Origin of the sequence: Halorussus salinisoli (assembly GCA_005239435.1) — an archaeon.
Taxonomy (GTDB): Archaea; Halobacteriota; Halobacteria; order Halobacteriales; family Haladaptataceae; genus Halorussus; species Halorussus salinisoli.
The window spans coordinates 455247-480179 of record SZNP01000004.1 but is presented as its reverse complement, the minus strand read 5'-3'; the positions used below and the strand labels follow the sequence as shown (position 1 = coordinate 480179).

Genomic DNA, 24933 nt, shown 5'->3' with positions numbered 1-24933 from the left:
TTCCGACTGCTACCAGCATCTCGACGGCACCATTCGGAGGTTCGAGGTTGTTGTCGGGCGTGCGGTCTGGTCGAGGCCAGACACGGAGACGAACGCGATTAAGGAGTCACTCTGCGAGGCAATCTGCACTGTCTCGAACCACGCTGTAATCTGTGGCGACGCTCGAACCGACGTGATGGGCGTCACAACGTCGAGCAAATCGGTCACCACCGGACTACTGAAAGTCGGTAGGCGTGTCGCGAAGTCGATACTCGAGAGTTCGTACAATCGCGAATATTGACACGAGTGACAGGCACTACGGAGGTGCTCCGGTCATGGCAAAGGCCTGTCTTTTGGGAGTGTATCTCACACAATAATGTATCTTTCCACTCCGGCAACGACGAGTTCGGCCTCGACGACGACCGCTCGATGGGCGGAGTTCGAATCGCAACTATCTCCGTTACTCACCGTTTCGGCACTTCTCGGACGGCTGCCACTCCTCGACGAGAGGGAACTCCGCTAACCGTATCGACCCGAGCGCAGTCAATCCACGTGTGGTGGTCGAGTGTGACCACCGTTCGTGGTGGCCGTCACTGAGGCCTTCCCGATCGGCAACCGGCACGGACCGAATCTCGGTTCCGAGGGGACCGACGGTAACGAGCAAGTACGCCTGGGGGAACGAACACGTCGTCGGGGTCATGACCTCCCACGTGTCGCCCGCCTTAGCGACGGACGGAAAGTGGAGGTGGCCCGTCAGGAGTAGCGGCGTACCCGACCGTTCAAGCGTCTCCTCGAACGCGTCCGTCTCGCGCATCACCGGGGGAATCGCCATCTCAGACTCGTAGGCATCGCGGTAGTCGCGTAACTGGTCGGCCATCGCCGGAAGGTTGTGGTGGACGAGAACGATTGGCGCGTCCGCACGCGCGACCGCTGTCTCCAGCCACTCGAGTTGGTCGGATGGGACGACGCCGTCGTGGGTGTCGGTCAGTCGCTCTTCGGTCCCAGAGCTGTTGATGCCGAGAACGTCGATTCCGCCGATCTCCGCGTGGAACGGAAGTTCGCCGGGCGTGTATCGCTTCTCGAACGCGGAGATAGGCGGCGTGTCGTGCTCGTCGTCCTCTTTTGGCACGTCGTGATTCCCCGGGACCGCGTAGAACGGGACGTCGAGGTCGGCGACGGCGTCGTCGACGGTGTCGTAGTTCCAGGGCTCACCGTCCTTCGTGAGGTCGCCAACCGAAAGGACGGCGTCGACGCCGCGGTCGGTCGCGTCCGTCAGCGCAGTTCGGAACGCCGATTCTGTGCGTTCGAACATCTTCATCGTCCCTTCCTCGCGGACCGATACGTGCGGGTCGGCGACGACGGCGACGGTCGTCTCTTCCTCGGCTGTCGGCCGCGCGAGGCGGGCCATCAACTGCCCGGATCGGTGGAACGGTCGTTCTGTCATCCATCGGTAGATTCGCATCCGCGTATAATTAATTGTTATGACCACTCCGACGGAGAATGATTTAGTTACTATAACTAACAAAGTAATAACTATTGTGAATTATATAACTATATCAGTAAGCTATAAGTCAGCAGATGGAAATATCTTGGTCGAATGGCTCGACGTACCACGCGTCGACGGTTCTTGCAACTCACCGGCGTTGGAACGGGCGCTGCACTCGCTGGCTGTGCTGGCAACGCACCAGACGAACCGACGACAACCGAGTCGACGACGACCGAACCGGCGGAAGACAGTACAGAGACGTCCACCGGGGACGATACCGAAACCTCACCGACAGGTGGGACGCTTCGGTTGGCATCCGCAGGGCCGATTCAGACCCTCGACCCGACGAACGCGAAGGGGTCCGGTGCCGGGTACAATCAGTACGCGGAGTCGCTGTTCCACTTCCCGAACGGCGACCTGCCGCCGAAGCCGAAACTCGCCAAAGGACACTCCATCTCCAACGATGGAAAGACGTACACCTTCGACCTCCGGGAGGACGTGACGTTCCACGACGGGCAGGAGTTCACGGCCCAGGACGTCGTCTACTCCTGGCGGCGACTCGCGGAGTCGTCGAACTCCCGGAACGCCGACGACATCGTCGGTAGCACCTTCACCATCGCACACGAGACCGAGACGTACACGGAGGACGGCGAGGAGAAAGAACGAATCGTCCCCGACTCACTCGCGGTCGAGGCCGTGGACGACTACACGTTCCGCTTCACGCTCGAACAGGCGTTCCACGGCGCACTCTCCCAGATCGCTGGCGGAGCGTTCGCCATCATCCCCGAGAACTCCGTGGGCGACATCGAGGGGTACGACGGCGAGTACGAGTACAACGAGTTCTTCAGCACCTCGGGCGATGGACCCACGTTCGCCGCAACGGGCCCGTTCGAGGTCGACGCGTGGAGCAAGGGGAACGAACTGGCGCTCTCCGCGTACGAAGACTACTACGGCGAGGGGCCGAACATCGACGGAATCACGTTCACCGTCCTCAACTCCGCGGACACCCGCTACAAGCGGTTCCTGAACGAAAACCTCGACATCGTCAACGGCATTCCGACCTCGAAGTTCGACCCCAATCGCCGAAGCATCGAGAGCGACGAGGGTGATTACCGCGTCGGGACCTACGAACTCGAGAACGGCAGGACGGTCAACTACGGCGAGGCGACAGTCCTCGACTCGAGTTACGTCCTGTTCAACTGTCAACGGACGCCACGGCCGGTCCGGCGCGCGTTCGCCTACCTCATCAACCAGGAGGCAATCGCCCGCGACATCTACAAGGAACTCGCGCGGCCCGCCTACCACATGACGCCGCCGCCGGTGTTCATGCACCGCGACGGTGAGGAACCCACCGAGAACTACGACAAGCACGCGCAGAACGGCTTCCGCTCGCAGATCGAGTACGGTGCCAACGGCTGGCCGTACGGCATGGGCGAGGCTCGCATCGACGAGGCCAAGCAGGTCATGGAGGAGTCCGACCTCGACACGCCGTACGAGGTCGAATTCACCGTGTTCTCGGGCGACAGCGAGTGGGACCAAATATCGAAACGCCTCCGCGACAAGGCCCAGGCCGCCGGAATCAACGTCAACATCCAGAAGGCCGACTTCGGGACCATCATCTCGAAGGCCATCAACGGCGACATGGACATGTTCTCGCTGACCGACGGGATGGAGTGGCCCGAGTCGGACAACTTCCTCCGATTCCTCCACCCGTATCCGCCGGACAGCGTCGGTAGCATGTTCACCCGGTGGACGTTCGAGGACAAATCGAAGTACACGGAGTTCATGGAGATCGCCGACGAGGCGTGGAACGACCTCTACGTCCCGAACAAGGGACCGGGTCAGCAGGCCCAGCGCAAACGGAACGAGGCCTACTACATCCTCGAGGAGACCAACTGGGCGGCGATTCAGCAACTCCCGACCGTCCACGCGACCTCCCAGCGGTTCTGGGACCCCTCGGTCGACGTTCGGATGTTCGGCACGATGGAGAACCAGTCGTTCAACACGGCTACGCTCGGAAACTGACTCCGCGCGACCGCCGACACCTCGTCGGCGTTCACCCTCTCGGAACTGAGAAATCGGACTATGACACGCTCTACTCTCGAACCGTGTGACCACGTTTCTGAGACCGCCAGCATCGCACGTAAACAACCATGAGTCGGTGGCGCTACCTCGGAAAGCGGTTCCTGCTCGCCATCCCGGTCGTGTGGCTCGGGATGAGCATGACGTGGTTCATCATCTTCATGGGACCGGTGGACCCGGCCGCGAACGTCCTGAACAACGCCGACCCGCAGGCGTCGGAGCGATACGAAGCCGCCCAGGAACGGCTCGGACTGAATACGCCGCCGCACGAACACTACGTCAACTGGATGTGGGACATGGCGACACTGGATCTCGGGCAGACCTGGCTGTTGTATCCTGGCTCGGACGTCGGGAGCCTCATCCTCGACTACATGCCGAGGACCCTGTGGCTGGGGTTCTGGTCGGTGACCATCGCCGTCTTCGTCGGCATCCCATTGGGGTTCTACGCCGGACTTCGGTCGAACACGCTCGCCGATTACCTCACGTCGCTGTCGGGAATCGTCTGGCGCGCCATGCCGAACTTCTGGCTCGCCGTAATGATCCTCTCGGTACTCGTGAGTTCCGAACAGATATTCGGGTTCGACTGGGACACGTTCCTCCTTCCGATGGACGCCGTCACAGGCAACCCGAACCTGGGTTACATGGCGGACGACCCCCTCGCGCTGTTCACCCAACCGGGGCAGACGCTCACCGCCATAAAGAAGATCGCACCGGCCGCCATCGTCCTCGGGTCGGCGTCGATGGGCAACGAGATGCGCATCGGACGGACCGCCGTGCTCGAGACGCGCAACGAGTCCTACATCGAAGCGGCGAAGTCCCGCGGGGTCTCCGGACGGCGTCTCGTGTGGAAGCACATCTTCCGGAACGCGCTCGTCCCGCTGGTTCCCATCATCACGAGCGAGGCGTTCTTGCTCATTGGCGGATCGGTGCTGGTCGAGACCGTGTTCGGAATCCAGGGTATCGGCTTCCTGTTCTTCAAGTCGGCAATCCAGGGCGACCTCCCGCTCGTGGGGACGCTCATGTTCATCTTCATCATCATGATCGTCGGCATCAACCTGCTACAGGACGTACTGTACACGATAATCGACCCGCGCGTCGGATACGAGGAGGCGTGAGATGAGCCGGGACACCACAACCGACGGGATGGCCCGCGAGTCGGCGTTCTCGTTCTCGACCCGTTCCGGTTCGCTCCGGGAGCGAGTTCTCGAAAATCCGATGCCTGCGTACACGTGGGCCGCGGTCGGCGCGGTCCTCCTCGCGCTCGAAGGAGGCGCGCTCGTCCACTTCCTCGCATCGCTGCTCGTCGACCTGGTCAACGCCACGCCCGGTCTGAGCGCGCCGGGACTGCTCGTCGACGTCAAGTCGGCCGCCGGCGAAATCCCGACGCTACTGTCGCGGGAGACGATTCCGAACGCCGGTCACTGGAACGGCAGTCGCTACGTCGGGACGTTTCTCGGTCTCTCGCCGGTGCAGGCGTGGGCGCTCCGCGTCGCGCTCGTGTACGGCTACGCGCTGGCGGTTGCGGCGTGGCTCTGGGCTGGCTACCGGCGGTACCGGGAACACTACCGGCGGGTCAAGTGGACGCCGCTGGACGACGCCGTGGATCGGTTCCGCGGCCACTACTGGGGCGAGTTCGGCCTGCTGGTCGTGTTCGCGTTCATCGTGATGGCCATCTTCGCACCTGCTCTCGGCCCGACCACAGTCCAGGCGAACATCCAGAACCCCTACGGTCACACGCTCACCTACTGGGACGGCTCCTCGGTTGCGGAGACGACTGTCGGGTCCGCGAACACGATGTCGACCTCGACGGGGAGCACGAACGTCGGGCCGATGACCTACGACGACTTCGGACGGTTCCACCCCTTCGGAACGATGCCGGGCGGAAAGGACCTCTTCACGTTCATCGCGGTCGGCGCACGCGTCTCACTGGTCATCGGACTGATATCGGTCGGCCTCTCGGCCGGTATCGCCGCCGTCCTGGCGCTCGTTTCGGCGTACTACAAGGGACGGGTCGATCTCGGTGTCGTCCTCGTCTCCGACGCCGTGATGGCTCTTCCACAGCTCCTGCTACTCATCATGCTCACGGTCGTCCTCGCAGACACGTGGATCGGGAACCTCTACGACGGAGCGTTCGTCCTCGCGCTCATCTTCGCGGGGACGGGGTGGCCGTACATGTGGCGGTCGCTTCGCGGCCCGGCGCTTCAGGTTTCCGAGCGGTCGTGGGTAGACGCCGCCCGCTCGTTCGGGCAGACGCCGCGGACCGTGATGCGGAAACACATGTTCCCGTACGTCGTCGGCTACCTGCTCATCTACGGGTCGATGACTCTGGGCGGTGCCATCATCGCCATCGCGGGGCTTTCGTTCCTCGGCCTCGGTGTGAATCCGCCGACCCCCGAGTGGGGTCGTGCGGTCAACGCGGGACAGGAGTACGTCGGCACCTCCTCGTGGCACATCTCGTTGATTCCCGGCGTCCTCATCACGCTCGTGGTGACGGGGTTCAACGCCCTCGGTGACGGCATCCGCGACGCCATCGACCCCGAATCGGACAGCGCGGCGGGCGAGGCCGGAAGTCGGGGTGGTGGCGCGTGAGCCTCCTCGAAGTCGAGGACCTGCGGACGGTGTTCCACACCGAGAAGGAGACCATCTACGCGGTCGACGGCATCTCGTTCGACATCGAAGCGGGCGAAACGGTCGGTCTCGTCGGTGAGTCGGGGTCCGGCAAGAGCGTCACTGCGCGGTCGCTTCTCGGACTGATCGACAACCCGGGCGTCATCGAGACGGGGTCGATTCGCTTCGACGGCGTCGACCTCACCGAGGGTCACTGGGACGAGTATCGCGGCGACATCGCCATGGTGTTCCAGGACCCGCAGGGGTCGCTCAACCCGGTTTACACCGTCGGGAACCAGATTCGCGAGACGCTCCGAATCCACCGCGGACTCCGCGGGCGCGAGGCCCGACGAACCGCCGTCGATCTCCTCGAACGCGTCGGCATCCCCGACGCCCCGCGCCGAGTCGACGAGTACCCCCACGAGTTCTCGGGCGGGATGCGCCAGCGCGCGGTCATCGCGACGGCACTGGCCTGTGACCCGGACCTACTCGTCTGCGACGAACCGACGACCGCGCTCGACGTAACCATCCAGGCTCAGGTGCTGGATCTCCTGAAGGAACTGCAGCGCGAGGAGGACCTCGGAATCCTCTTCATCACCCACGATATGGGCGTCATCGAGGAGGTCGCCGACCGCGTGAACGTTATGTACGCGGGAGAAATCGTCGAACGGGCACCTCTGGACGAACTGTTCGACCATCCCAGGCACCCCTACACCCGCGGGCTCATGCGGAGTATCCCCGCACTCGCCAGCCGAGAGGGGCGCCTTCCGGTCGTCGAGGGCGAGGTGCCGACACCGACCGAACGGGCCACCGACTGTCGGTTCGCCCCGCGTTGTCCGGCGGCGTTCGACGCCTGCACGCGCGAGCACCCCGAACACGTCGACGTCGCCGAGGAGGCCGACGAACACACGGCCGCGTGCCTGCTCTACGCCGACGGCTACGACCACGCGCCCGACCCGAGCACCGTCTTCGACGATGGAGGTGAGAACGCGTGAGTCGCGTTCACGGAGACGACGACGCCGTCCAGAAGTCCGACGTGGACAGTCACGCCGAACCGCTCGTTACCGTCGACGGCCTGAAAACGTACTACCACGACAGTAGACTGCTCGGCGATCCGCCGGTACGCGCGGTCGACGACGTGTCCTTCGACATCCGCGAAGGTGAGACGTTCGGCATCGTCGGCGAGTCCGGATGCGGCAAGACCACGCTCGGCCGTTCGCTCATCGGTCTCGAAACCGCCGATTCGGGGGAAATCGTCGTCAACGGACGCGACATCACCGGACTCTCCGGGGGCGAGAAACGCGAGTGGCAGCGGGACGCCCAGATGGTGTTCCAGGACCCCGAGGAGAGTCTCAACGATCGGATGACCATCGGCGAGATCGTCCGCGAACCGCTCGACGCACACGACTGGGGGACTCCCGACGAGCGCCGTGAGCGGGTCGCCTATTTCCTCGACCGGGTCGGACTGCAACCCGAGCACTACTATCGATATCCCCACCAGTTCTCGGGCGGCCAACGGCAACGCATCGGCATCGCCCGGGCGCTGGTACTCGAACCCGAGTTCGTCGTGCTCGACGAACCCGTGTCGGCGCTGGACGTGTCGGTCCAGGCGCGAATCATCAACCTCCTCGAAGAACTTCAGGACGAACTCGGCCTGACCTACCTGTTCATCGCACACGACCTCTCGGTCGTCCGGCACATCTGCGACCGAGTCGGCGTGATGTACCTCGGCAACATCGTGGAGCGCGGGCCGACCGAGGCCATCTTCACGGACCCCCAACACCCGTACACCGACGCGCTCCTGTCGGCCATCCCCGGCGACCGGACCGCCGGGGCTGCGTCGAATCGCGAGCGCGTCACGCTCCGCGGAACGCCGCCGAGTCCGAGGTATCCGCCGGACGGGTGTCCGTTCACCAATCGATGTCCGGCGAAGGTCCACCCCGACGAGTTCTCGGACCTCGACCACGAGACGTGGGTCGCCATCGAGGAGTTCCGCGACGTCCTCCGAGCCCGCGACCGGGCGGATACGAACCTACTCACGCGCCTCCAAGGTTCGCTGGGCGTGGACGTAGCGGGCGAGGAAGTCGACGAGATCGTGGCCGAACTGTTCGGCGACCGCTCACTCCCCGAGGAGGTCCGCACAGTCATCGACGAGGCTGCAGACCGGGCGCGAACGGGAGCGGACGGGGAGGCGGCCGACCACCTCGGAGACGCCTTCGGATCGGTGTGCGACGAAGAGTACCCCGAGGCGCACGAAATAGAGGCCGACCGTGTCAGTCGGTGCGTGCGACACCGCGAGGAGTACCGGGACATCGACACCGTCCTCGCCGAACGCCACCGGGGCGACTGAACGGTCTTTTTGAGCAGAGCTCCGTTTGATATCGTATTTCGGTCGAGCTGTCGTCCGTGTCCTCGAACTCCTGTTCGCCACGGATGAACTCATCGACGCCTTCGGTGAGCGCGACCTCGCCGAACCCGGTCGCTCGGTAATAGTAGATAGTCGAGCCGGGAAAGTGAGACGGCGTGTTGCAGGGGGATACCGTCGGTGGGAGTATTTTGGTGAACACCTAGCTAAGTACCCGATTTCCCTCGCGTATATGACAGTAATGCTGGTCTTCATGAGGGTACGCTCCCTAAGGAGTAGGTAATGGAGAGGTCGTCAACGTCTCGACCGTTGCCAACGTATGCAGAGGAGGTGCTCGAAAGCTTGCGACTCGAGATCGAGTCGACGACGGACGGACTCCGACGAGAGTCGGCCGAGGCGTATTTAGAGGCAGAGGGCTTCGAGGACTCGACGATCGAAGTAGCACTCGAGGAACTGCTGAACCGGGGGTACATCTACGTCGTGAACGAAGAGATGCGGTTGGCAAACAGCGATACGTAACTCTCGCCAGGCGATCACGGAAGTGCGACGAAAAAGCCCTGCGCGTTACGTGGTGAGGACGTCACTGATTCACGGCGTTCACGCCGTGGAGGAGGTCAAGTCGAGCGTGACTTCGCCGATACTCAGTCAGGAGTGAGCAGCGCCCTGAAAAAGGCTGTACTATAGTCTACCACACGCTTAATCCCAATTCTCTCTGTGGTATAGTCGTCAATAGAGTATACGACACTCGGTAACACGGGCATGGAAGTTAGCCGCCTCGCACTGGGCTGTATGAGTTTCGGAACGAGCGACTGGCGCGAGTGGGTTCTCGACGAAGAAGAGGGCCACGAGATAATCGACCGTGCAATCGATCTCGGCATCCATTTCTTCGATAACGCCAACCTCTACTCGCTCGGCGAATCGGAACGCATCCTCGGCGACGCACTCGAGGGTCGTCGCGACGACCGTCTGGTCGCGACGAAATGCTACTACCAAATGGACGACAGCGATCCTAACTCACAGGGGCTCTCTCGGAAGGCTATCGAACAGGAACTCGACGCGTCGCTCGAACGATTGGGTATGGACACGGTGGACATCTTCATGGCTCATCTCTGGGACTACGACACTTCTATCGACGTCAGTTTGCAAGCGTTCGACGACGCGATCCGTCGGGGGAAGGCCCGGTATCTCGGTGCGAGTTCGATGTGGACCCACCAGTTCGCTGAAGCGCTTCACACGAGCGAACGAGAGAACGAGAGAACCTCGAACGCTTCGAGATTATGCAGAACCACTACAACCCCGTCAATGCTGCCCGAGGTATGGGGGTGACCAACTGTGACCAACTGAGAGATCCTGCGGAAAATCCAGATTCCGCTGGCACTTCCGGTCGTCTTCGCCGGGATTTGGACGAGTTCCGTCATCAACGTCGGGACGGTCTACCTCGCGTTCTTCATCGGCGGCGGCGGTCTCGGCGTCTGGGTCATCACGGGAATCCAACTGTTCAACACCCCGCAGATGCTCGCTGGTGCCAACCCGGGCGCGCTGCTGGCAATCAGTGCCGATCTGCGCTTCGCCAGCATCGAACGCTACCTCGGCCAAGACGACGATGCACGGGTAGGTGTCACCGCCTAATTCTCCTCCATTTAAATTGCCCTGGCAAGTTGGGAATCACACCGATAGTGCGCCTAGCCGTAGTGAGGTGTATGTCGGACCACGAGTGCGCGTGCGGTAGTGGAAGCGACCGACAGGTAGTGAACGCCAACGCGACGGCCGAACGGTGGCTCGCAGACGACTCCGTTCTCGACGCGGAACTCCCCGCCGACGTTCGGACAGCGTTGGGGCGACTCGTCTGCGAGGACGAGATAGAGACCCTGAGCGGTTGGGTCGCCGAGGTCCGTCGTCGAACCGGCGGGGGAGCCGTCGGAATCGAGGACCTGTGTCACACAGGCGAAGAGACCGGCCACCGGGGCGAGTTGGACGGTGAGACGTACCACTTCCGATGCTTTTACGACGCAGTTATACTGTCGGCCCTCGCAGAGACGCCGGTCAGTATCCGGATCGAGAGCCCGGACGGGATCGTGATAGAGGCGCGGGCGGACAGGCCGGCTGACCTGACGGTGACGCCCGAATCGGCGGTGTTCTCGTTCGGCGTCGCGGAGTCCGTCGAGCCGCCTGCAGATGGCGAGCCATCGCACGCGGACATCTACGCGGCGGTCTGTCCCTACGTCAGGGCGTTCCCCGGTAGGGACGCCTACGAGCGCTGGGCAGAGACGGTTCCGGCGGCGACCGTCGCACTACCCCTCGAAGGTGCCACGGACATAGCAGCCGCTCTCGTCGAGTAGCCGTGGAGTCAGAGATGGTGGCTCAACAGGTTTCGCTCGGCACGCTGCAGATGTTCGGCGACCGTGGACGGATCGACGCCCAACTCGGCGGCAATGTCGCCGGTCGTCACCTCGCGAGGCACCTCGTAGTACCCTTCGTCGTAGGCCGTCTGGATTACCTCGCGCTGGCGGTCCGTCAGGTCGTCTATCGGTCGCTCGCGTCCCTCGTACACGTCGAGCTTCTGGAGATCCGGCGACACCCCGGCGGTTTCGTACTCGCTGACGGTCCCTGCGATCGCCTCCTGTGAGCCGACGAACGACAGCGTAGCCCCGCGCTCGTTCACGACCGGGTCACAGGTCCCGACGAGGTCGTCCATCTCGTCGGCGAGGTCCTCGGGAAGCTCCGGCGCAGTGAACGCGATGACGTACAACTGTGTGCCGTCTATCTCAGCGACGTGTTCCCACTGATCGACGCACTCGAGCGACGACAGCCGTTCCTCGTCCAGTCGCGTCTCGACTTCCACTCGCACGACGGCACCGACCCCACGACAGACGAGTTCCTCGAAGTCGCGGATTCCCGCTTCCTGACAGAGCGACACGAGCCCTTCGATGCCCATGGTCTCGAACTCTGAATCGCTGATCGATACGCGGGCTTCGCGCATGGCTCGACTCGATATCGATTGGACGTCCAATAAAACGTTGTGCCCAACATGCTGGGCAGTGATCGCCGGTCCGAAGTGGTTCCAAACACCGGAGTATAAAGCGTCCCAGCATCTTCGGAGGATAATCTTTGGCCCTGTTCCCGGTATCGCTACGACGATGACAGCTATCCAAACACGAGGCCTCACCAAGCGCTTCGGCGACGTTGTGGCCGTCGACGACCTCGACTTGCGCGTCGAAGAGGGAGAGGTGTTCGGCTTCCTGGGGCCGAACGGCGCAGGCAAGTCCACTACCATCGACATGCTACTGGACTACGTGCGCCCCACCGAGGGGACCGCGACAGTACTGGGACTGGACGTTCACGAAGAGTCGGAGGCGCTTCGAGAACGCCTCGGCGTCCTCCCCGAGGGACTCGGCCTCTACGAACGACTGACGGGACGGCGTCACCTCGAACTTGCCGCCGATTGGACCGACGCCACCACCGACTCCGACGCGATTCTCGACCGGGTGGGTCTGGCCGAAAGCGACGCCGCTCGGCCTGTCGGCAACTACTCGAAAGGAATGCAACAACGGCTCGCGCTGGGAATGGCGCTGGTCGGTAATCCCGATCTCCTCGTCCTCGACGAGCCCTCGTCTGGCCTCGACCCGCACGGGATTCGGCAGATGCGCGAACTCGTCCGCGAAGAAGCCGAGGACGGGACGACCGTCTTCTTCTCCAGCCACATCCTCGGTCAGGTCGAGGCCGTCTGCGACCGCGTCGCCATCCTGCACGAGGGCGAACTGGTGGCCGTCGATACCGTCGAAGGACTCCGGAAAGCCGTCGGGGCTGGCTCCGAACTCCGCCTGCGCGTAACTGGTGACATCGACATCGACGTAGCCGACATCGAGGGCGTCGATTCGGCCCGATTTGCGGACGGTGTTCTCCGAGTCACCTGTTCGGACTCGCGTGCGAAAGCGCGAGTCGTCACGAAGCTCACGAACGCCGGTATCGAGATCATCGACGTGGACTCCGAGGAGGCCTCACTGGAGGACGTGTTCACGGCGTACACGACGGAGGACGGTCGTCCCGACGCGGAGCGCGACGAATCCCTCGCGGTCGAGGAGGTGCGAGCATGACGGTGACCTGGGCGGACGTCGCCCGGAAGGATTTCGAGGACGCCGTGCGCTCGAAGATGCTGTGGGGGATCAGTTCCGTGTTCGTCGCCTTTCTGGTGATGTCGCTGCTGTCGGCCGAACAGCTGTTCCCGGATTCCATAACCGTCGATGCTTCGATGGCGCTGGCGGGCGTGGCGATGCTCGCGCAACTGTTCGTTCCGGGCGTCGCGTTGGTCGCCGGCTACCTTTCGGTGGTCGGCGAGCGCCGGTCAGGAAGCCTGCGCGTACTCCTGAGCTATCCGTTCTCCAGGTTCGACGTCGTGGCCGGAAAGCTCGTCGGGCGGGCACTGGTGACTTGCGTGGCACTGACCGTGGGATTCACCGTCGCCACCGTCCTCGTCGTGCCCCTGTACGGTATCCCGGACCTCGAAGCGTTCACCGGGTTCGTCGCAGCAGGCGTACTGGTCGGCCTGACGTTCACGGGGCTCGCCGTCGGAGGTTCGGCCGCCGCGGCGACTCGCGGGCGCGCAATGACGCTCACGATCGGATCGTTCGTGGGAATGGTATTCTTCTGGAAACCGGCGGTCGTCGGCCTCTACTACGCCGTCACCGGCTCACTCCCCGGGATTCGGGTCGAACGGTGGTACGTCTTCCTGCAACGACTCAATCCGCTGGAGGCGTACCGCGTGATTGCGGGCGCTGCCCTCGACCGGCCGGTCAGCGAGGTTCCCGAATTTCCCATCGAAGACGTCCCAGCGGGGGTGTCGGCGGAGAGATTGGAACTCGCGAACCGACTCGCGGGTGACGTCCCCTTCTACCTCACGGACTGGTTTTCGGTCGTCGTCCTGCTCGCGTGGGGACTCGTCCCCGTCTTCGTGGGGTACTGGTGGTTCGAGAAGGCGGACCTCGGGTGAGTGCGGAGATTCTCCTCCACGGAGGAGGCCCATGAGAGTACTGGAACCCGGCCCTGTTCGGCCACTCTTCGGTGCACTCACTGCAATCGAGGCCGCGACGGATGCGGAAGTCGAGACGGTCGTCGCGTACGAACCGGCGGCCCTCCCCGACGACTGCCGAGAGGAGACCGCTCTTGCCGACCGCACAGAGGCACTTATCGAGGAGGGTGAACGCCGTAAGACGGTGAATCGTTGTATCGAGCAGGTCCTCCACCCCGAGTGGATTTCCTGTTTCGGCGGCACGCTTTGTAGACACCGACCGAGTGTCGGTAAGAACCCCGTCGTCTACTTCCGGCGAGAGTACTGCGAAGATGCTGGGACCCTCCCGAGCGATTCTACGAGAAGACGTTCACTCTGAGGTATCGAGGACATAATCGTTCCCCGTGCCCTCCAACAAGCTCACGGCGAGCGTTCCTTTCACGTCCACCCGGATCCCGGTCAGGACAGCATCTCACGTGCGATGATGGTTTATTACTGTCCGAACTCCAATGAGATATTATTTCTAACTATTATTTAATAGTATTTTGGTCCTCAGATATCAATATTTTCCGTGCCGGTCGTGAATCCCCCTTGTCTGTATCAGACTCGGCGATTCAAGCTGGGGTCGTCTCCTCCGCCGGTATAGTCTTCGATGCCGGGTCGCGCGCGTGTAGCCGCTGGTCTCCGTACAGACCGTGAACATCGCTCACGGGATGTAGCTATGTGAATCCATAGCATAGTTAGGGAGGGTGAACCATCCGATGGCAGATCAACGGATGATCGGGCTGTCCAGCGGTACCACGTCCGACCGGAGACCGTCGCCACCGACCGCGGTGAAGGATCGCTCGTGGTCCTCTGTCACGGCACGTTCATGGATCGGACGATGTTCGATCCACAGATCGAGGCTCTCTCGGACGATTACCGCGTCGTCGCTTACGATACCCGTGCACGAACCGACCAGTTCGCCACTTCCTACGATCTCTACGATCTCGCTGACGACTGCGCCGCGCTCATTGACACCAAAGGAATCAACTCCTGCGCTCTTGGCGGTATGTCGATGGGCGGATTCATGGCGCTGCGGTTCGCCGAACGCTATCCAGAGCGCCTCGATGGACTGATCTTCATCGACTCGACGGCCGGGCCGCATCCGGACGACGAGATAGAGCAGTACCGGAGCATGATCGAGGCGACGCGCGAGGCGGGGGAGGTCCAGGAACAGTACGTCGACACAGTCAAGCAACTGCTCTTCGGGAACACGACTCTTCGGGAGAATCCGGAGTTAGCGGAAATGTGGATGGACCGCTGGTTCACGTACCCCGCTGAAGCGGTGTATCACGAGGTCAACTCTTGGCTCGAGCGACCCGACTTCACGGCCGAACTCGACGATATCGACGTTCCAGCGTTGGTAATTCACGGAGAGGAGGATCTGGCCCTTGACCCCGCTCGCTCGGACTCGCTGGCGGCGCGCCTGAACGCGCGACATGTGACGATCCCTAACGCCGGCCACTCTTCGAACCTGGAGAACCCCGAACCAGTCAACGAGGCCATCCACGAGTTCCTCGAAGTCGTCTACTGAGAGGTACCTGCGCAGACTCGGACTGACGGCTCGAACTTGCGGGATGACTAAAGGAATCGTTTGACTTTACATTACTTGTTTAACATATACCGATGAATGGTCGTGTGTATGAAACGAAAATTCGCGATACTCGCACTTGCGTTGCTGACCGTGACAGCTGGCTGTATGGGATTCGGACAGCCGAACGCAAACACAGCAGCGGCAATAGACAACACGCCGACACAGAACACTGGGAGTGGTCAGACGGTGAAGGTGGCGGCTAGCGGGCAAGTCCAGACTGCGCCCGACCGTGCGGTCATACGAGTCGCTGTCACCGCGCGTGCGGACTCCGTTGAGACCGTCCGAGAGCAATTGGCCGAGAACGCCTCCCAACTAAGGAACGCCCTCGAAAGGTCCGAACTCGACTCGGATCAAGTGACGTCGACCCGGTACGATATTGGTCAGAATCATCGCCACGACGAGAACCCGTCGGAACCAAAATTCCAGGGCCGGCACTCGTTCGTCATAACGGTCAACAAAACAGACCGAGCAGGAGATATCGTCGTCACGGCCGTCGAAAACGGTGCAACCCGTATCGAGGACATCCAATTCACGATCACACAGGACACTCGCCGCGACCTTCGGGAGAAAGCGCTCGCGACAGCTATCGAGAACGCTCGTGGTAAGGCGGTCGTGGCCGCGAACGGCACGGGACTCACACTCACTGGCATCCACACCGTCCAGACGGCAGACTTCTCCACGCAATCCGACAGTCGAACGAGAATCGAATACGCGGCGGCTAGCGCTGGCGCTAACAGTGCATCCACTTCCTTCGAGAGCGGCACAGTGACTGTCACTACAGACGCGTTAGTCGTCTACAACGCCACCGACAAATGATTGGGGCTCGACAAAGAAATCAATTCGAGCCGAATCCTATCTGAGCTCGCTCTGCAAAGACTCTAGTCATAATACGACTCAGTCACGATTGACACGTCCAGTCTCCACTCGTTTCTTAGGTTCGAAACACATCGTACTGGTCTACCTTCGTGGGGTAGTGTCGACTCCGACGCGACACCGCCGAGAAAATCGAGTTCGGATCACTACTGTCAGGTACGGCCAGGTGAACTACCCCGCCCTACTCGCTCGCTTGCGCTCGCTCCTTGAGGGCGGGGCTTCCTGCTTCCACGACGCGCTTTGCAGGAACCGAATCGGTTCCCGTAGGGAGCGCAGTCTCTACAGACGTTTCTTCGGAGTGAACCACTCCTAGTTCAGAGAGACCGCGAAAAAGGATGTTCCATGCCGCATTTGCATCCCTGTCCGCCTCAAAAACCGCAGGCGGGACAGGAGTGTTCGCGTACCCACCGTGGTTTGTTGGTTTCGACGCCACAGGATGCACACTCTTTGGTCGTTCCTTCGGGTTCGACTGCCACGAAGTGCGTGCCTTCACGCTCGCACTTGTATTCGAGCATCTGTTTGAACGTGTGCCATGCCATCGACGCCGTGTTCCGACTGTTCTTCGGGGATTCGAGCATCCCCGTCACGTCGAGGTCTTCAACAGCCACGAGGTCGTATTCCCGAGCGTAGTATGCCGAGAGTCGATGGAGAAAATCGCGGCGTTTCCGCTTGATTCGCTGATGGCATTCGGCTATGCGCTGGCGTTGTGTCTCCCAGTTGGCAGAGCCGTGTTCTTTTCGCGAGAGTTTCCGCTGTTCGCGTTCCAGTCGCTCTCGCTCATCCGAGAGGGTGAGCGACCCGACAGCAAAGCCGTCAGTAGCGTGGGCATATTTCAGAATCCCAACGTCGATTCCCACACACTGCTCCGGATTCTCAGGTTTGGCTGGTGGCTCGCAGTTGCGCTCTATGCCGAAGATGGCGAACCACTCGCCCGTCGGCTCTTTCTTGAGTGTGACTTCTTTGAGAGTAGCGTCGTCGGGCACCGGTCGGTGAAGTTGGATGGGAATGTCCGCGAGTTTCGAGAGTGACAACACGGTCTGACCACCCTTCTTGTCGAGTTCGAAGCCAGACTGGTTGTACGTGAATCTGCGGAACTCCCGAGGTGACTTCCACCGGAGTTCACCGACGTTGTAGCCCTGTTCTTTGAGTTTCCCGAGAGCTTTGATGTTGTGGGCCAGCCGCATGACCGTGGGCTGAAGCACTTTCGAGTACACGTCGGTCAACTCGCCCCACCACTCTTTGAGGTCGGGAAGTTCGTCACGGATTTTCCGCACACGCTGTTTGACCGTTCCCTCGTCTAAATCGTGCAAAAGAGACGATGATGGCGCTGTATCCCCTGCCTACTGCGCTACTCGGTCGCTCCGCTCCCTGCGTTGCTCCTTGAGGAAGGGGGACTAGCGCCTGCAAATTCAGCTAACCGAACGTTTCGATGAACTGATCTCGTTATCGATTGGCGTTCTGCAGGAGCACGTCGGTGAACACGGTCTCGTTCGCGTCGGTGGGGTCGGCGGACGTGGTCGATGTAGAAGGCCCCTCTATCCTTATTTTTGACGAGGGTGAATGGTCGTTGAGCCACAACATGGTAACCAGAGACACCGTGGAACTCACCCAACGACAGCGTCTGGTTCGTGATTCGATACGGGATATCTGTTCGGACTTCGACGCGAAGTACTGGCGAGCGAAGGACGAGCAGGGGGAGTATCCGACCGAGTTCGTCGACAGTCTCGCCGACCACGGCTGGTTCGGGGTGCTCATTCCCGAGAAGTACGACGGGGCCGGGATGTCGACCGAGGAGGTGGTCGTCATGATGGAGGAGATCGCCGCAAACGGCGGCGGTTTCAGCGCCGCACAGGCGGTTCACGGTGCAGTATACAACTCGGTCCCGCTGGTGAAGTACGGCAACGAGGATATGAAAGAAGACCTCCTTCCCGAGGTTGCACGTGGTGAAACGTCGATCCAGGCATTCGGTCTGACGGAACCGAACGCGGGATCTGACTCGACGTCGATAGAGACCCGTGCAGAGAAAGACGACGACGAGTACGTAATCGACGGGCAGAAAATCTGGATCTCACGGGTCGACGCTAGCGACTACATCGTCCTGATGACGCGGACGACCGCGCGCGAGGAGGTCGACGAGCGAACTCGTGGGATGACGATGTTCCTCGTCGATCTGGACGAAGCCTACGAGCAGGGCACCCTCCAGATAGAGCAGATCGACAAGACCGTGAGCAACTTCGTCCACTCCTACGAGATGTGGTTCGAGGATCTCCGCGTGCCCGAGGAGGCAATCATCGGCGAAGAGGGCGACGGGTTCCACCAGATGCTCGATGGTCTCAACGAGGAACGCCTCGTCATCGCCGCCGAGTGTGTCGGCCTCGGCGAAGCGGCCATCGAGGCTGGCGTCGAGTACGCTGACCAGCGGGAGGTGTTCGGACGGAAAATCGGGAAGAATCAGGCTATCCAACATCCCCTCGCGGAAGCGTACGCTCGGGTTCAGGCAGCGAAGCAGATGGTATACAGTGCTGCCAGTGCCGTCGAAAGCGGCGACGAGGACGCGAAGGCGATCGGTGCCCGAGCGAACGTGTCGAAGTTCCTCGCTGCAGACGCTGCGTTCGACGCCGCCGACGCCGCGGTGCAGACCCACGGCGGGTTCGGTGTGGCTCGGGAATACGACGTCGAGCGGTTCTTCCGCGAAGCAAGACTGACACGACTCGTACCAATCACCCAACAGCTCGCCCTGAACTTCATCGGCGAGAGCGTCCTCGACCTTCCGCGATCGTACTGAAGCTATCGAGAACGACGCACTACTACCGACACACTGCAAGACATCCCAGAGACCATGACCGAAGACACGACACCCGAACACGACCGACGGCTCGCTGTTGGCTGGCAGGGCCGCTACTACGAGGACTTCGAGGTCGGCGACGTGTACAAACACCCATACGGCCGGACGGTAACCGAGACCGACAACGTCTGGTTCACGAACGTCACCATGAACGTCAATCCGATGCACTTCAACGAGGCGTACGCCGCCGAGACCGAGTTCGGCGAGCGCCTCGTGGACGGACTGTTCGTCATCGCGCTGGCGGTCGGGATGAGCGTCATCGACGTGTCGATGAACGCCACCGCGAACCTCGGCTACGACGAAGTGCGCCACCACGCACCCGTCTTTCACGGCGACACCATCTTTGCCGAGAGCGAAGTCATCGACAAGCGCGAGAGTGAGTCCCGCGACCACGTCGGCATCGTGACCACCGAACTCCGGGCGTACAACCAAGACGACGAACTTGTACTCTCGCTCGAACGTACCCCGATGGTCCTGAAACGCGAACACGCGAACCCCTCGCCGGAACGACCGCCGGGATGGCCGGAAGGCGTCGGCACACAGCCGGAGGACGTCGAGTGATGGCCCGCCCGTAGGACGCACGCATCGAAGGCGACCCGCCGGTCACGTCGGCGGCCGACGGTCGAACGACGATGCGGTACGTCCGCTGTCGGTGCTCAAGTAGACGACTCAGTGAGTGATTCGCGGACGCGTCGTTTGATATGAGCAAAGTCGTACGGTGGGCGTGTATCGGGATCGATTTCCTCGACGTCACAGACGACGAGCATCGGCCCGTCGTGGGCTACGGCTTCGCGATAGGCGTTCTCGAAGTCTCCGTCTGAACTTACCTGTGTCGCTCGCACACCACAACTCTCTGCGGCACCGACGAAGTCGGTCGTCTCGGCGTGGGTTGGCTGTCCACCGGTCGTCACGTACTTTCTGTTGTTCCAGACGACGATGACGAGGTTATCTGGGCCGTGCGCTCCCACCGTCGAAAGCGCTCCCAGCGACATCAGTAGCGATCCGTCCCCTTCGAGGACGGTGACTTGGTCGTCGGTACTCAAGGCGAGTCCGAACCCCACTGGTGTCGTCACGCCCATGCTCCCCCACATGTAGAAATTCCGGTCGCGGTCCTCGACACCGGCGAGGACGTACGATGCAACGCCGAGATTCGACACGAGCACGGCGTCGGGCGTCACGTCGAGAATCGTTTCCGTGGCGATAACCTGATCGGCCAGTTGCTTTGTATTCGATCGGTCGGTCATGGTTACTGATTCTCCTCCTTGTAGCCGGTGACGGTCGATTCGAGGAGCACAGCGTACGGCGTCTCGGTTGCGAACGCCGTTTCCGCCGCCATCCGAACGCGGTCGTCGACGTGCTCTAGGTCGTCGATACAGTGATTGCGGACGCCGAGTTCGTCGAGCAGTCCCGGCATTCCGTATCCGGCGGGGACCTGTGCGAGGTTGAACTCGCCGAGGTCTCCGCGCCGTGTCGTGATCGTGAGGAACGGAATGCGGGCCGGGATGGCGAGCGACGCTATCGCGTTAAACGTGTTCGCGAGCCCGCTCGATTGACAGAGGAGTGCACCTCGCTTGCCACCGAGCCACGCGCCGGCCACGACACCGACTCCCTCCTCTTCACGGGTGACGAGGACCGTCTCGAATCGGTCGCGGTCCTCCGCAGCATCGATCAACGGCATCAGTTTGGTGTCCGGTAAATACGCGACGAGTTCGATGTCCGCCTGTTCGAGCGCGTCGAGCGCCTCGTCTGCCCATTCCATGAGAATATGTAACGTGGCCACTCGCATTCAGTCCAACTAGTAATATTTTAGTACGATATTTTGGCGAAAAGCCCCGACCGACAACCATCCGACATGAATTATAAATAGTGAAAGATGGAGGTTCTAGCTATGGGGGAGAAACAACGACGTACCAGTGCGGTGAACAGACGGCAGTTCGTCAAACTTGCCGGAGCCGGCGCTACGGTCGGGCTGACGGGGTATACGGGCAGACAGGATGGCGGCCAAGACACGGTGAAGGTCGGCGCCATCTACCCGCTCTCCGGCGCCGTCGGCGAGACAGGGACGCGCATCCAGCAAGTCGTGAACTCCGCGGCAGAGGACATCATCAACTCGGAACAGCCGAACCTCGAACCGCTCGCGCTAGCGTCGGAGGCAGGGCTGCCCGGCCTCGGTGGAGCGGAAGTCGAAGTCGTGTGGGCGGACCATCGCGGCGACCCGGGTCAGGGCCGGGCCGAGGCCGAGCGGATGGTCCAGGAAGAGAACGTCGATCTGCTTTACGGGGCCTATCACAGTTCGGTCTCGAAGACCATCAGCCAGGTCGCAGAGCGCGAGCAAGTCCCGCACGTCACGGGCGAGTCGTCGAGTCCCGACCTAACGGAGCGCGGTCTCGAGTGGTTCTGGCGCGTGGGTCCACACGACCAGATATTCACCGAGAACATGTTCGAGTTCTTCGACGGGCTCAACGAGAACCAAGATGCGGGCCTGGAGACCGTCGCCATCATCCACGAGGACACCGAGTTCGGTTCGGTCAGCGCAAACGTGCAGGAGGAACTCTGCAACGAACACGGATACGAGATCGTCGCAGGACCGATCTCGTACACCGCGGAGTCCATCACCTCCTTCTCCAGTGAGATCGGCCGTATCCGAGAGGCCGACCCTGATATCCTCCTCCCGACGTCCTACGTGCGAGACGCAGTGTTGATGGCCGAAGCGATGCGGGAGCAGGATTTCATGCCCGACATCGTCATGGGGCAGAACGCCGGACACAACGACCCCGGCTTCGTCGAGGAGACCGAACTCTCGAACAACTTCTGCTCGCGGTCGACGTTCGCGGACGACATGACCGAGTCGGTTCCCGAAATCGGGAGATACAACGACTTCGTGACCGAGCAGACGGGCATCTCGTTCAACGGCGTCTTCATCCGTTCGTGGGGCGGGTTCATCACCGCGATGAAAGGCGTGGACAACGCCGGAAGCACCGAACCCGATGCCATCAGGGAGGGACTGAACTCGCTGACGATGGACCGCCTCGAAACTGGGCTACCGTTCGGTGTGGAGTTCCAGGACAACGGGCAGAACGGCGAGGCGTCGGGCGTCCTCGTGCAGTTCCACGACGGTGCGTCCCGCCTCGTCTGGCCGTTCGATTTGGCCAGCGACGACGCGTTCACCTTCCCCGCCCCGACCTGGTCCGAGCGGTAGGAACCCTCCCACCTCGCACTATCGGAGAGCAGGCCGACCGACCGACTCGCTACGAGACCGAAGATTCGGTCTCCATCCATAGAGCCGATTACGCACGTCGTTTTCCAAAGGGTGGTAAAGAATAACATGGTAGGAGTGAATTGAGACACATGGCACCGCTGAACGGAGGTAATACAGTGACATGGTGCTAAACCCCCTGATACAGGACGCACTCGGGTTAGTCCCGCAGGCAGTAATCACCGGCCTGCTCATGGGTATGGCTTACGCGCTGGTCGCCGCGGGACTCGCGCTCATCTGGGGCGTGGTCGACATCGTCAACTTCGCCCACGGCGAGTACATGCTCGTCGCGATGTACGTGACGCTCGTCGGGGCGAACGACTTCGGCATAGATCCGCTCCTCCTCGTACCACTCAACGCCGTACTGTTGTTCGCCGCCGGGTACGTCACGTACCGCCTCGTCATCGCGCGGGTCATGGACGCCCCGATGCTGGCACAGATCTTCGCAACGTTCGGAATCCTCCTCATCATTCGCTTCGGAGCACTGTACCTCGCCGGGCCCTACACCGTCTCCGTCGAGGAGTTCGTGTTCAGTGGTCACTCGACAGTCGGCGGTATCGTCCTCTCGCACCCCGAGACGGCGACCGCGGTGGTGAGCGTGGTGACGTTGACCTTGCTGTTCTTGTTCATGAAGCGCACGAAGACCGGCAAGGCCATCCGGGCGACGTCCCAGGACTGGGAGGCGGCCCGCGTCGTCGGCATCGACCCGGACAGGGTGAACGCCATCACGTGGGGCATCGGTATCGCGGCGGTGGGCGTCGCCGGGACGATGGTCGCGACGTTCTTCCCGACGCAACCGGAACTGACGCCGACGACCTGGACGCTCATCGCGTTCGCGTCCGTCGCGTTGGGCGGCTTCGGGAGCGTCATGGGCGCTGTCGTCGGTGGCCTCGGTATCTCGCTGGTAGAGCACCTCGGCGCCACGCTCCTGAACCCGTCGTTCAAGGAACTGTACGTGTTCCTCGTGTTCATCGGGGCGCTCGTCTGGCGCGCCGAAGGCGGCTTCAACTGGAGGGCCCGCCGATGAGCATCGAACTACCCGGTATCGGCGATCGGCTCCGCCAGTATTGGTCCGGGCTCTCGTCCCGCCAGCGGTGGGCCGCCGCGGCGGGAATCGTCGTCCTGCTCGCGGCCGTCCCGCAGTTGACAGAGAACTTCTTCTTCCTGAACGCGATGGTGTTCGTCTTCCTGTTCATCGCCCTCGGCCACGGCTGGAACGTCCTCGGTGGCTACGCGGGACAGATTTCGCTCGGCCACGCGGTAATGTTCGCCACCGGTGCCTACACGACAGCTATCCTGTTCGTCGACTACGGCGTTACGCCGTTCGTAGGCATCCCCATCGGGGGGCTGGTCGCAGTAGTAATCGGGCTACTCATCGGTGCGATCACCTTCCCGCTACGGTACCACTACTTCGCGATGGCCACGCTCGCCGCGGCGCTCATCGCCCGGGTCGTGGCGTTCCGATGGGATTTCATCGGCGGTGCCACCGGCATCGAGTACCCGTTCGGCGAACTGTTCACCGTCTACTCGTTCACGTTCCGCGACAAGGCGCCCTACTACTACGTCACCGGCGGTTTCGCGCTGCTCGTGACGTTGTTCATGTACCGCCTCGACCACTCGCGGCTCGGCATCTATCTGAAAGCCATCAACATGGATCAGGAGCTCGCCGAGAACGCCGGTCTGCGAGCGTTCTGGTACAAGATGTACGCGATGGGGCTGAGTTCGTTCATCACGGGGTTAGCCGGCGGGCTGTACGTGCAGTACGTCCTCTACATCGACCCGCTGGCCACCCTGCGCGTACTCCGGAACATCGACATCATCATGGTAGCGATCATCGGCGGCGTCGGCACGGTCCTCGGTCCGGTCATCGGAGCCTTCGTCTTCATCCCCGTCCGCGAGTACACCCGGACGGCTCTCAGCGGGAACGCCACCGGCCTCGGCTGGGTGATATTCGGCGTCGTGTTGCTCCTCATCTCCATCTACAGGCCGGGCGGACTACTCAACGAGTACACGGGGAGGTGGGGCGAGTGAGCGAGACGCAACGAGTTCGCCCCGAGGCCCCGACGGTACTGGAGGTCGAAGACGTTCACAAGTCCTTCGGCGGTCTCGTCGCGCTCGACGGCGTGGATATCGACGTCAGGGAGGGAGAAATCGTCGGTCTCATCGGCCCGAACGGCGCGGGCAAGAGTACCCTGTTCAACTGCATCATGGGCGTCTATCGCACCGACGAGGGACGCATCTGGATCCGCGGCGACGACATCACCGGGGAGTACACGTCCCAGATCGTCCGCTCGGGCGTCTCGCGGACGTTCCAGATGGCCAGAGTGTTCCCGGAACTGACCGTCCGCGAGAACGTACTCGTCAATCAGGCTCACGACGACGAGAGCCTCGTCGGGACGGTACTCTCCGGAAGCGACGAGGAGACGGTTCGACGGGTGGAGGAACTCGTCGACTTCGTCGACCTCGACCACCTCATCGACGAACCGGCGGGCGACCTCTCGACCGGACAGAAGAAGCTACTGAACATCGCAAGCACCCTCGTTCGGGACCCCGACGTAGTCCTGTTAGACGAACCGACTGCGGGGGTAAATCCGGCCCTGGTCGACGACATCACCGACAGTATCCTCGAACTCAACGAAGAGGGACGGACGTTCGTCGTCATCGAACACGACATGGACGTCATCCGGAAGGTGAGCGACTACGTGTACGCGCTGGCGAACGGATCGAATCTCACGTCCGGGCCTCCGGAGGCCGTGCTGAGCACCGATGCCGTCCTCGAATCGTACTTCGGAGAGTGAT

Annotated in this window: 21 protein-coding genes and 5 pseudogenes; 20 read left to right on the top strand and 6 right to left on the bottom strand. The window is 61.9% G+C overall.

Features of this window, described 5'->3' with window-relative positions:
* Positions 1-439: 439 nt before the first annotated feature.
* The gene (locus tag E2484_RS13560; protein WP_137285733.1) at positions 440-1423 is read right to left on the bottom strand and encodes a metallophosphoesterase family protein; all 984 of its coding nucleotides are present in this window, start codon (positions 1421-1423) and stop codon (positions 440-442) included.
* Positions 1424-1576: 153 nt separating this feature from the next.
* Between E2484_RS13560 and E2484_RS13555 the strand changes: the two genes are divergently transcribed.
* From E2484_RS13555 to E2484_RS13535, 5 genes are all read left to right on the top strand, one after another.
* Positions 1577-3490, top strand: a complete 1914-nt coding sequence (locus tag E2484_RS13555; RefSeq protein ID WP_137285732.1) for an ABC transporter substrate-binding protein — start codon at positions 1577-1579, stop codon at positions 3488-3490.
* Positions 3491-3618: 128 nt separating this feature from the next.
* A complete protein-coding gene (locus E2484_RS13550) occupies positions 3619-4662 on the top strand; it encodes an ABC transporter permease (RefSeq protein ID WP_137285731.1) in 1044 nt (347 codons plus the stop codon).
* A 28-nt stretch (positions 4663-4690) separates the two neighbouring features.
* Positions 4691-6136 carry an ABC transporter permease gene (locus E2484_RS13545; RefSeq protein WP_137285946.1) on the top strand — a complete coding sequence of 482 codons (1446 nt, stop codon included), beginning with the start codon at positions 4691-4693 and terminating at the stop codon, positions 6134-6136.
* Positions 6133-7149, top strand: a complete 1017-nt coding sequence (locus E2484_RS13540; protein WP_137285730.1) for an ABC transporter ATP-binding protein — start codon at positions 6133-6135, stop codon at positions 7147-7149. Before E2484_RS13545 ends, E2484_RS13540 begins: the two co-directional genes overlap by 4 nt.
* Positions 7146-8504, top strand: coding sequence for an ABC transporter ATP-binding protein (locus E2484_RS13535; protein ID WP_137285729.1), 1359 nt, complete (start codon positions 7146-7148; stop codon positions 8502-8504). Before E2484_RS13540 ends, E2484_RS13535 begins: the two co-directional genes overlap by 4 nt.
* Before the next feature lie 37 nt (positions 8505-8541).
* Here the strand turns inward: E2484_RS13535 and E2484_RS26090 are convergent.
* Positions 8542-8646, bottom strand: a pseudogene (locus tag E2484_RS26090) (ArsR family transcriptional regulator); the annotation flags it as partial.
* Positions 8647-8861: 215 nt separating this feature from the next.
* On the opposite strand from E2484_RS26090, the gene E2484_RS25030 reads away from it, so the two are divergent.
* The 4 genes and pseudogenes from E2484_RS25030 to merB all read left to right on the top strand — a co-directional run bounded on the left by E2484_RS25030 (position 8862) and on the right by merB (position 10858).
* The gene (locus tag E2484_RS25030) at positions 8862-9038 is read left to right on the top strand and encodes a hypothetical protein (RefSeq protein WP_170977350.1); all 177 of its coding nucleotides are present in this window, start codon (positions 8862-8864) and stop codon (positions 9036-9038) included.
* 210 nt (positions 9039-9248) lie between these two features.
* Positions 9249-9818, top strand: a pseudogene (locus E2484_RS13525) (aldo/keto reductase); the annotation flags it as partial.
* Positions 9818-10148: pseudogene (locus E2484_RS25025) on the top strand (ABC transporter permease); the annotation flags it as partial. The pseudogenes E2484_RS13525 and E2484_RS25025, both read left to right, overlap by 1 nt.
* Positions 10149-10219: 71 nt before the next feature.
* On the top strand, positions 10220-10858 hold the full coding sequence (gene merB, locus E2484_RS13520; RefSeq protein ID WP_137285728.1) for an organomercurial lyase: 639 nt from the start codon (positions 10220-10222) through the stop codon (positions 10856-10858).
* Between the two features lie 8 nt (positions 10859-10866).
* On the opposite strand, the gene E2484_RS13515 is transcribed toward merB, so the two are convergent.
* Positions 10867-11499, bottom strand: coding sequence for a helix-turn-helix domain-containing protein (locus tag E2484_RS13515; RefSeq protein WP_137285727.1), 633 nt, complete (start codon positions 11497-11499; stop codon positions 10867-10869).
* 157 nt (positions 11500-11656) lie between these two features.
* Between E2484_RS13515 and E2484_RS13510 the strand changes: the two genes are divergently transcribed.
* The 5 genes and pseudogenes from E2484_RS13510 to E2484_RS13490 all read left to right on the top strand — a co-directional run bounded on the left by E2484_RS13510 (position 11657) and on the right by E2484_RS13490 (position 15976).
* A complete protein-coding gene (locus E2484_RS13510; RefSeq protein WP_137285726.1) occupies positions 11657-12613 on the top strand; it encodes an ABC transporter ATP-binding protein in 957 nt (318 codons plus the stop codon).
* Positions 12610-13506, top strand: a complete 897-nt coding sequence (locus E2484_RS13505) for an ABC transporter permease (RefSeq protein ID WP_137285725.1) — start codon at positions 12610-12612, stop codon at positions 13504-13506. Before E2484_RS13510 ends, E2484_RS13505 begins: the two co-directional genes overlap by 4 nt.
* A gap of 47 nt (positions 13507-13553) precedes the next feature.
* Positions 13554-13771, top strand: a pseudogene (locus E2484_RS26085) (alpha/beta fold hydrolase); the annotation flags it as partial.
* Between the two features lie 489 nt (positions 13772-14260).
* Complete coding sequence (locus E2484_RS13495) at positions 14261-15100, top strand: alpha/beta fold hydrolase (RefSeq protein WP_137285723.1); 840 nt, start codon at positions 14261-14263, stop codon at positions 15098-15100.
* A gap of 108 nt (positions 15101-15208) precedes the next feature.
* Positions 15209-15976: an SIMPL domain-containing protein gene (locus E2484_RS13490; protein WP_170977349.1), complete on the top strand. Its 768-nt coding sequence runs from the start codon at positions 15209-15211 to the stop codon at positions 15974-15976.
* 238 nt (positions 15977-16214) lie between these two features.
* Here the strand turns inward: E2484_RS13490 and E2484_RS13485 are convergent.
* Positions 16215-17298 (bottom strand): annotated as a pseudogene (locus tag E2484_RS13485) (RNA-guided endonuclease InsQ/TnpB family protein); the annotation flags it as partial.
* 314 nt (positions 17299-17612) lie between these two features.
* On the opposite strand from E2484_RS13485, the gene E2484_RS13480 reads away from it, so the two are divergent.
* Both E2484_RS13480 and E2484_RS13475 read left to right on the top strand, forming a co-directional pair.
* Positions 17613-18818, top strand: a complete 1206-nt coding sequence (locus tag E2484_RS13480) for an acyl-CoA dehydrogenase family protein (RefSeq protein ID WP_137285721.1) — start codon at positions 17613-17615, stop codon at positions 18816-18818.
* A gap of 54 nt (positions 18819-18872) precedes the next feature.
* A complete protein-coding gene (locus tag E2484_RS13475) occupies positions 18873-19439 on the top strand; it encodes a MaoC family dehydratase (protein WP_137285720.1) in 567 nt (188 codons plus the stop codon).
* Positions 19440-19534: 95 nt separating this feature from the next.
* Here the strand turns inward: E2484_RS13475 and E2484_RS13470 are convergent, their stop codons facing one another.
* Positions 19535-20122, bottom strand: coding sequence for a thiamine pyrophosphate-dependent enzyme (locus E2484_RS13470; protein WP_137285719.1), 588 nt, complete (start codon positions 20120-20122; stop codon positions 19535-19537).
* A gap of 2 nt (positions 20123-20124) precedes the next feature.
* Positions 20125-20637, bottom strand: a complete 513-nt coding sequence (locus E2484_RS13465) for a thiamine pyrophosphate-binding protein (protein ID WP_170977348.1) — start codon at positions 20635-20637, stop codon at positions 20125-20127.
* A gap of 129 nt (positions 20638-20766) precedes the next feature.
* Between E2484_RS13465 and E2484_RS13460 the strand changes: the two genes are divergently transcribed.
* The 4 genes from E2484_RS13460 (at position 20767) to E2484_RS13445 (ending at position 24932) form a co-directional block, all read left to right on the top strand.
* Positions 20767-22077, top strand: a complete 1311-nt coding sequence (locus E2484_RS13460; protein WP_170977347.1) for an ABC transporter substrate-binding protein — start codon at positions 20767-20769, stop codon at positions 22075-22077.
* 181 nt (positions 22078-22258) lie between these two features.
* The gene (locus E2484_RS13455) at positions 22259-23161 is read left to right on the top strand and encodes a branched-chain amino acid ABC transporter permease (protein ID WP_137285716.1); all 903 of its coding nucleotides are present in this window, start codon (positions 22259-22261) and stop codon (positions 23159-23161) included.
* The gene (locus E2484_RS13450) at positions 23158-24165 is read left to right on the top strand and encodes a branched-chain amino acid ABC transporter permease (RefSeq protein WP_137285715.1); all 1008 of its coding nucleotides are present in this window, start codon (positions 23158-23160) and stop codon (positions 24163-24165) included. The genes E2484_RS13455 and E2484_RS13450 overlap by 4 nt, the downstream gene beginning before the upstream one ends.
* Positions 24162-24932, top strand: a complete 771-nt coding sequence (locus E2484_RS13445; RefSeq protein ID WP_137285714.1) for an ABC transporter ATP-binding protein — start codon at positions 24162-24164, stop codon at positions 24930-24932. Before E2484_RS13450 ends, E2484_RS13445 begins: the two co-directional genes overlap by 4 nt.
* Position 24933: the final 1 nt, after the last annotated feature.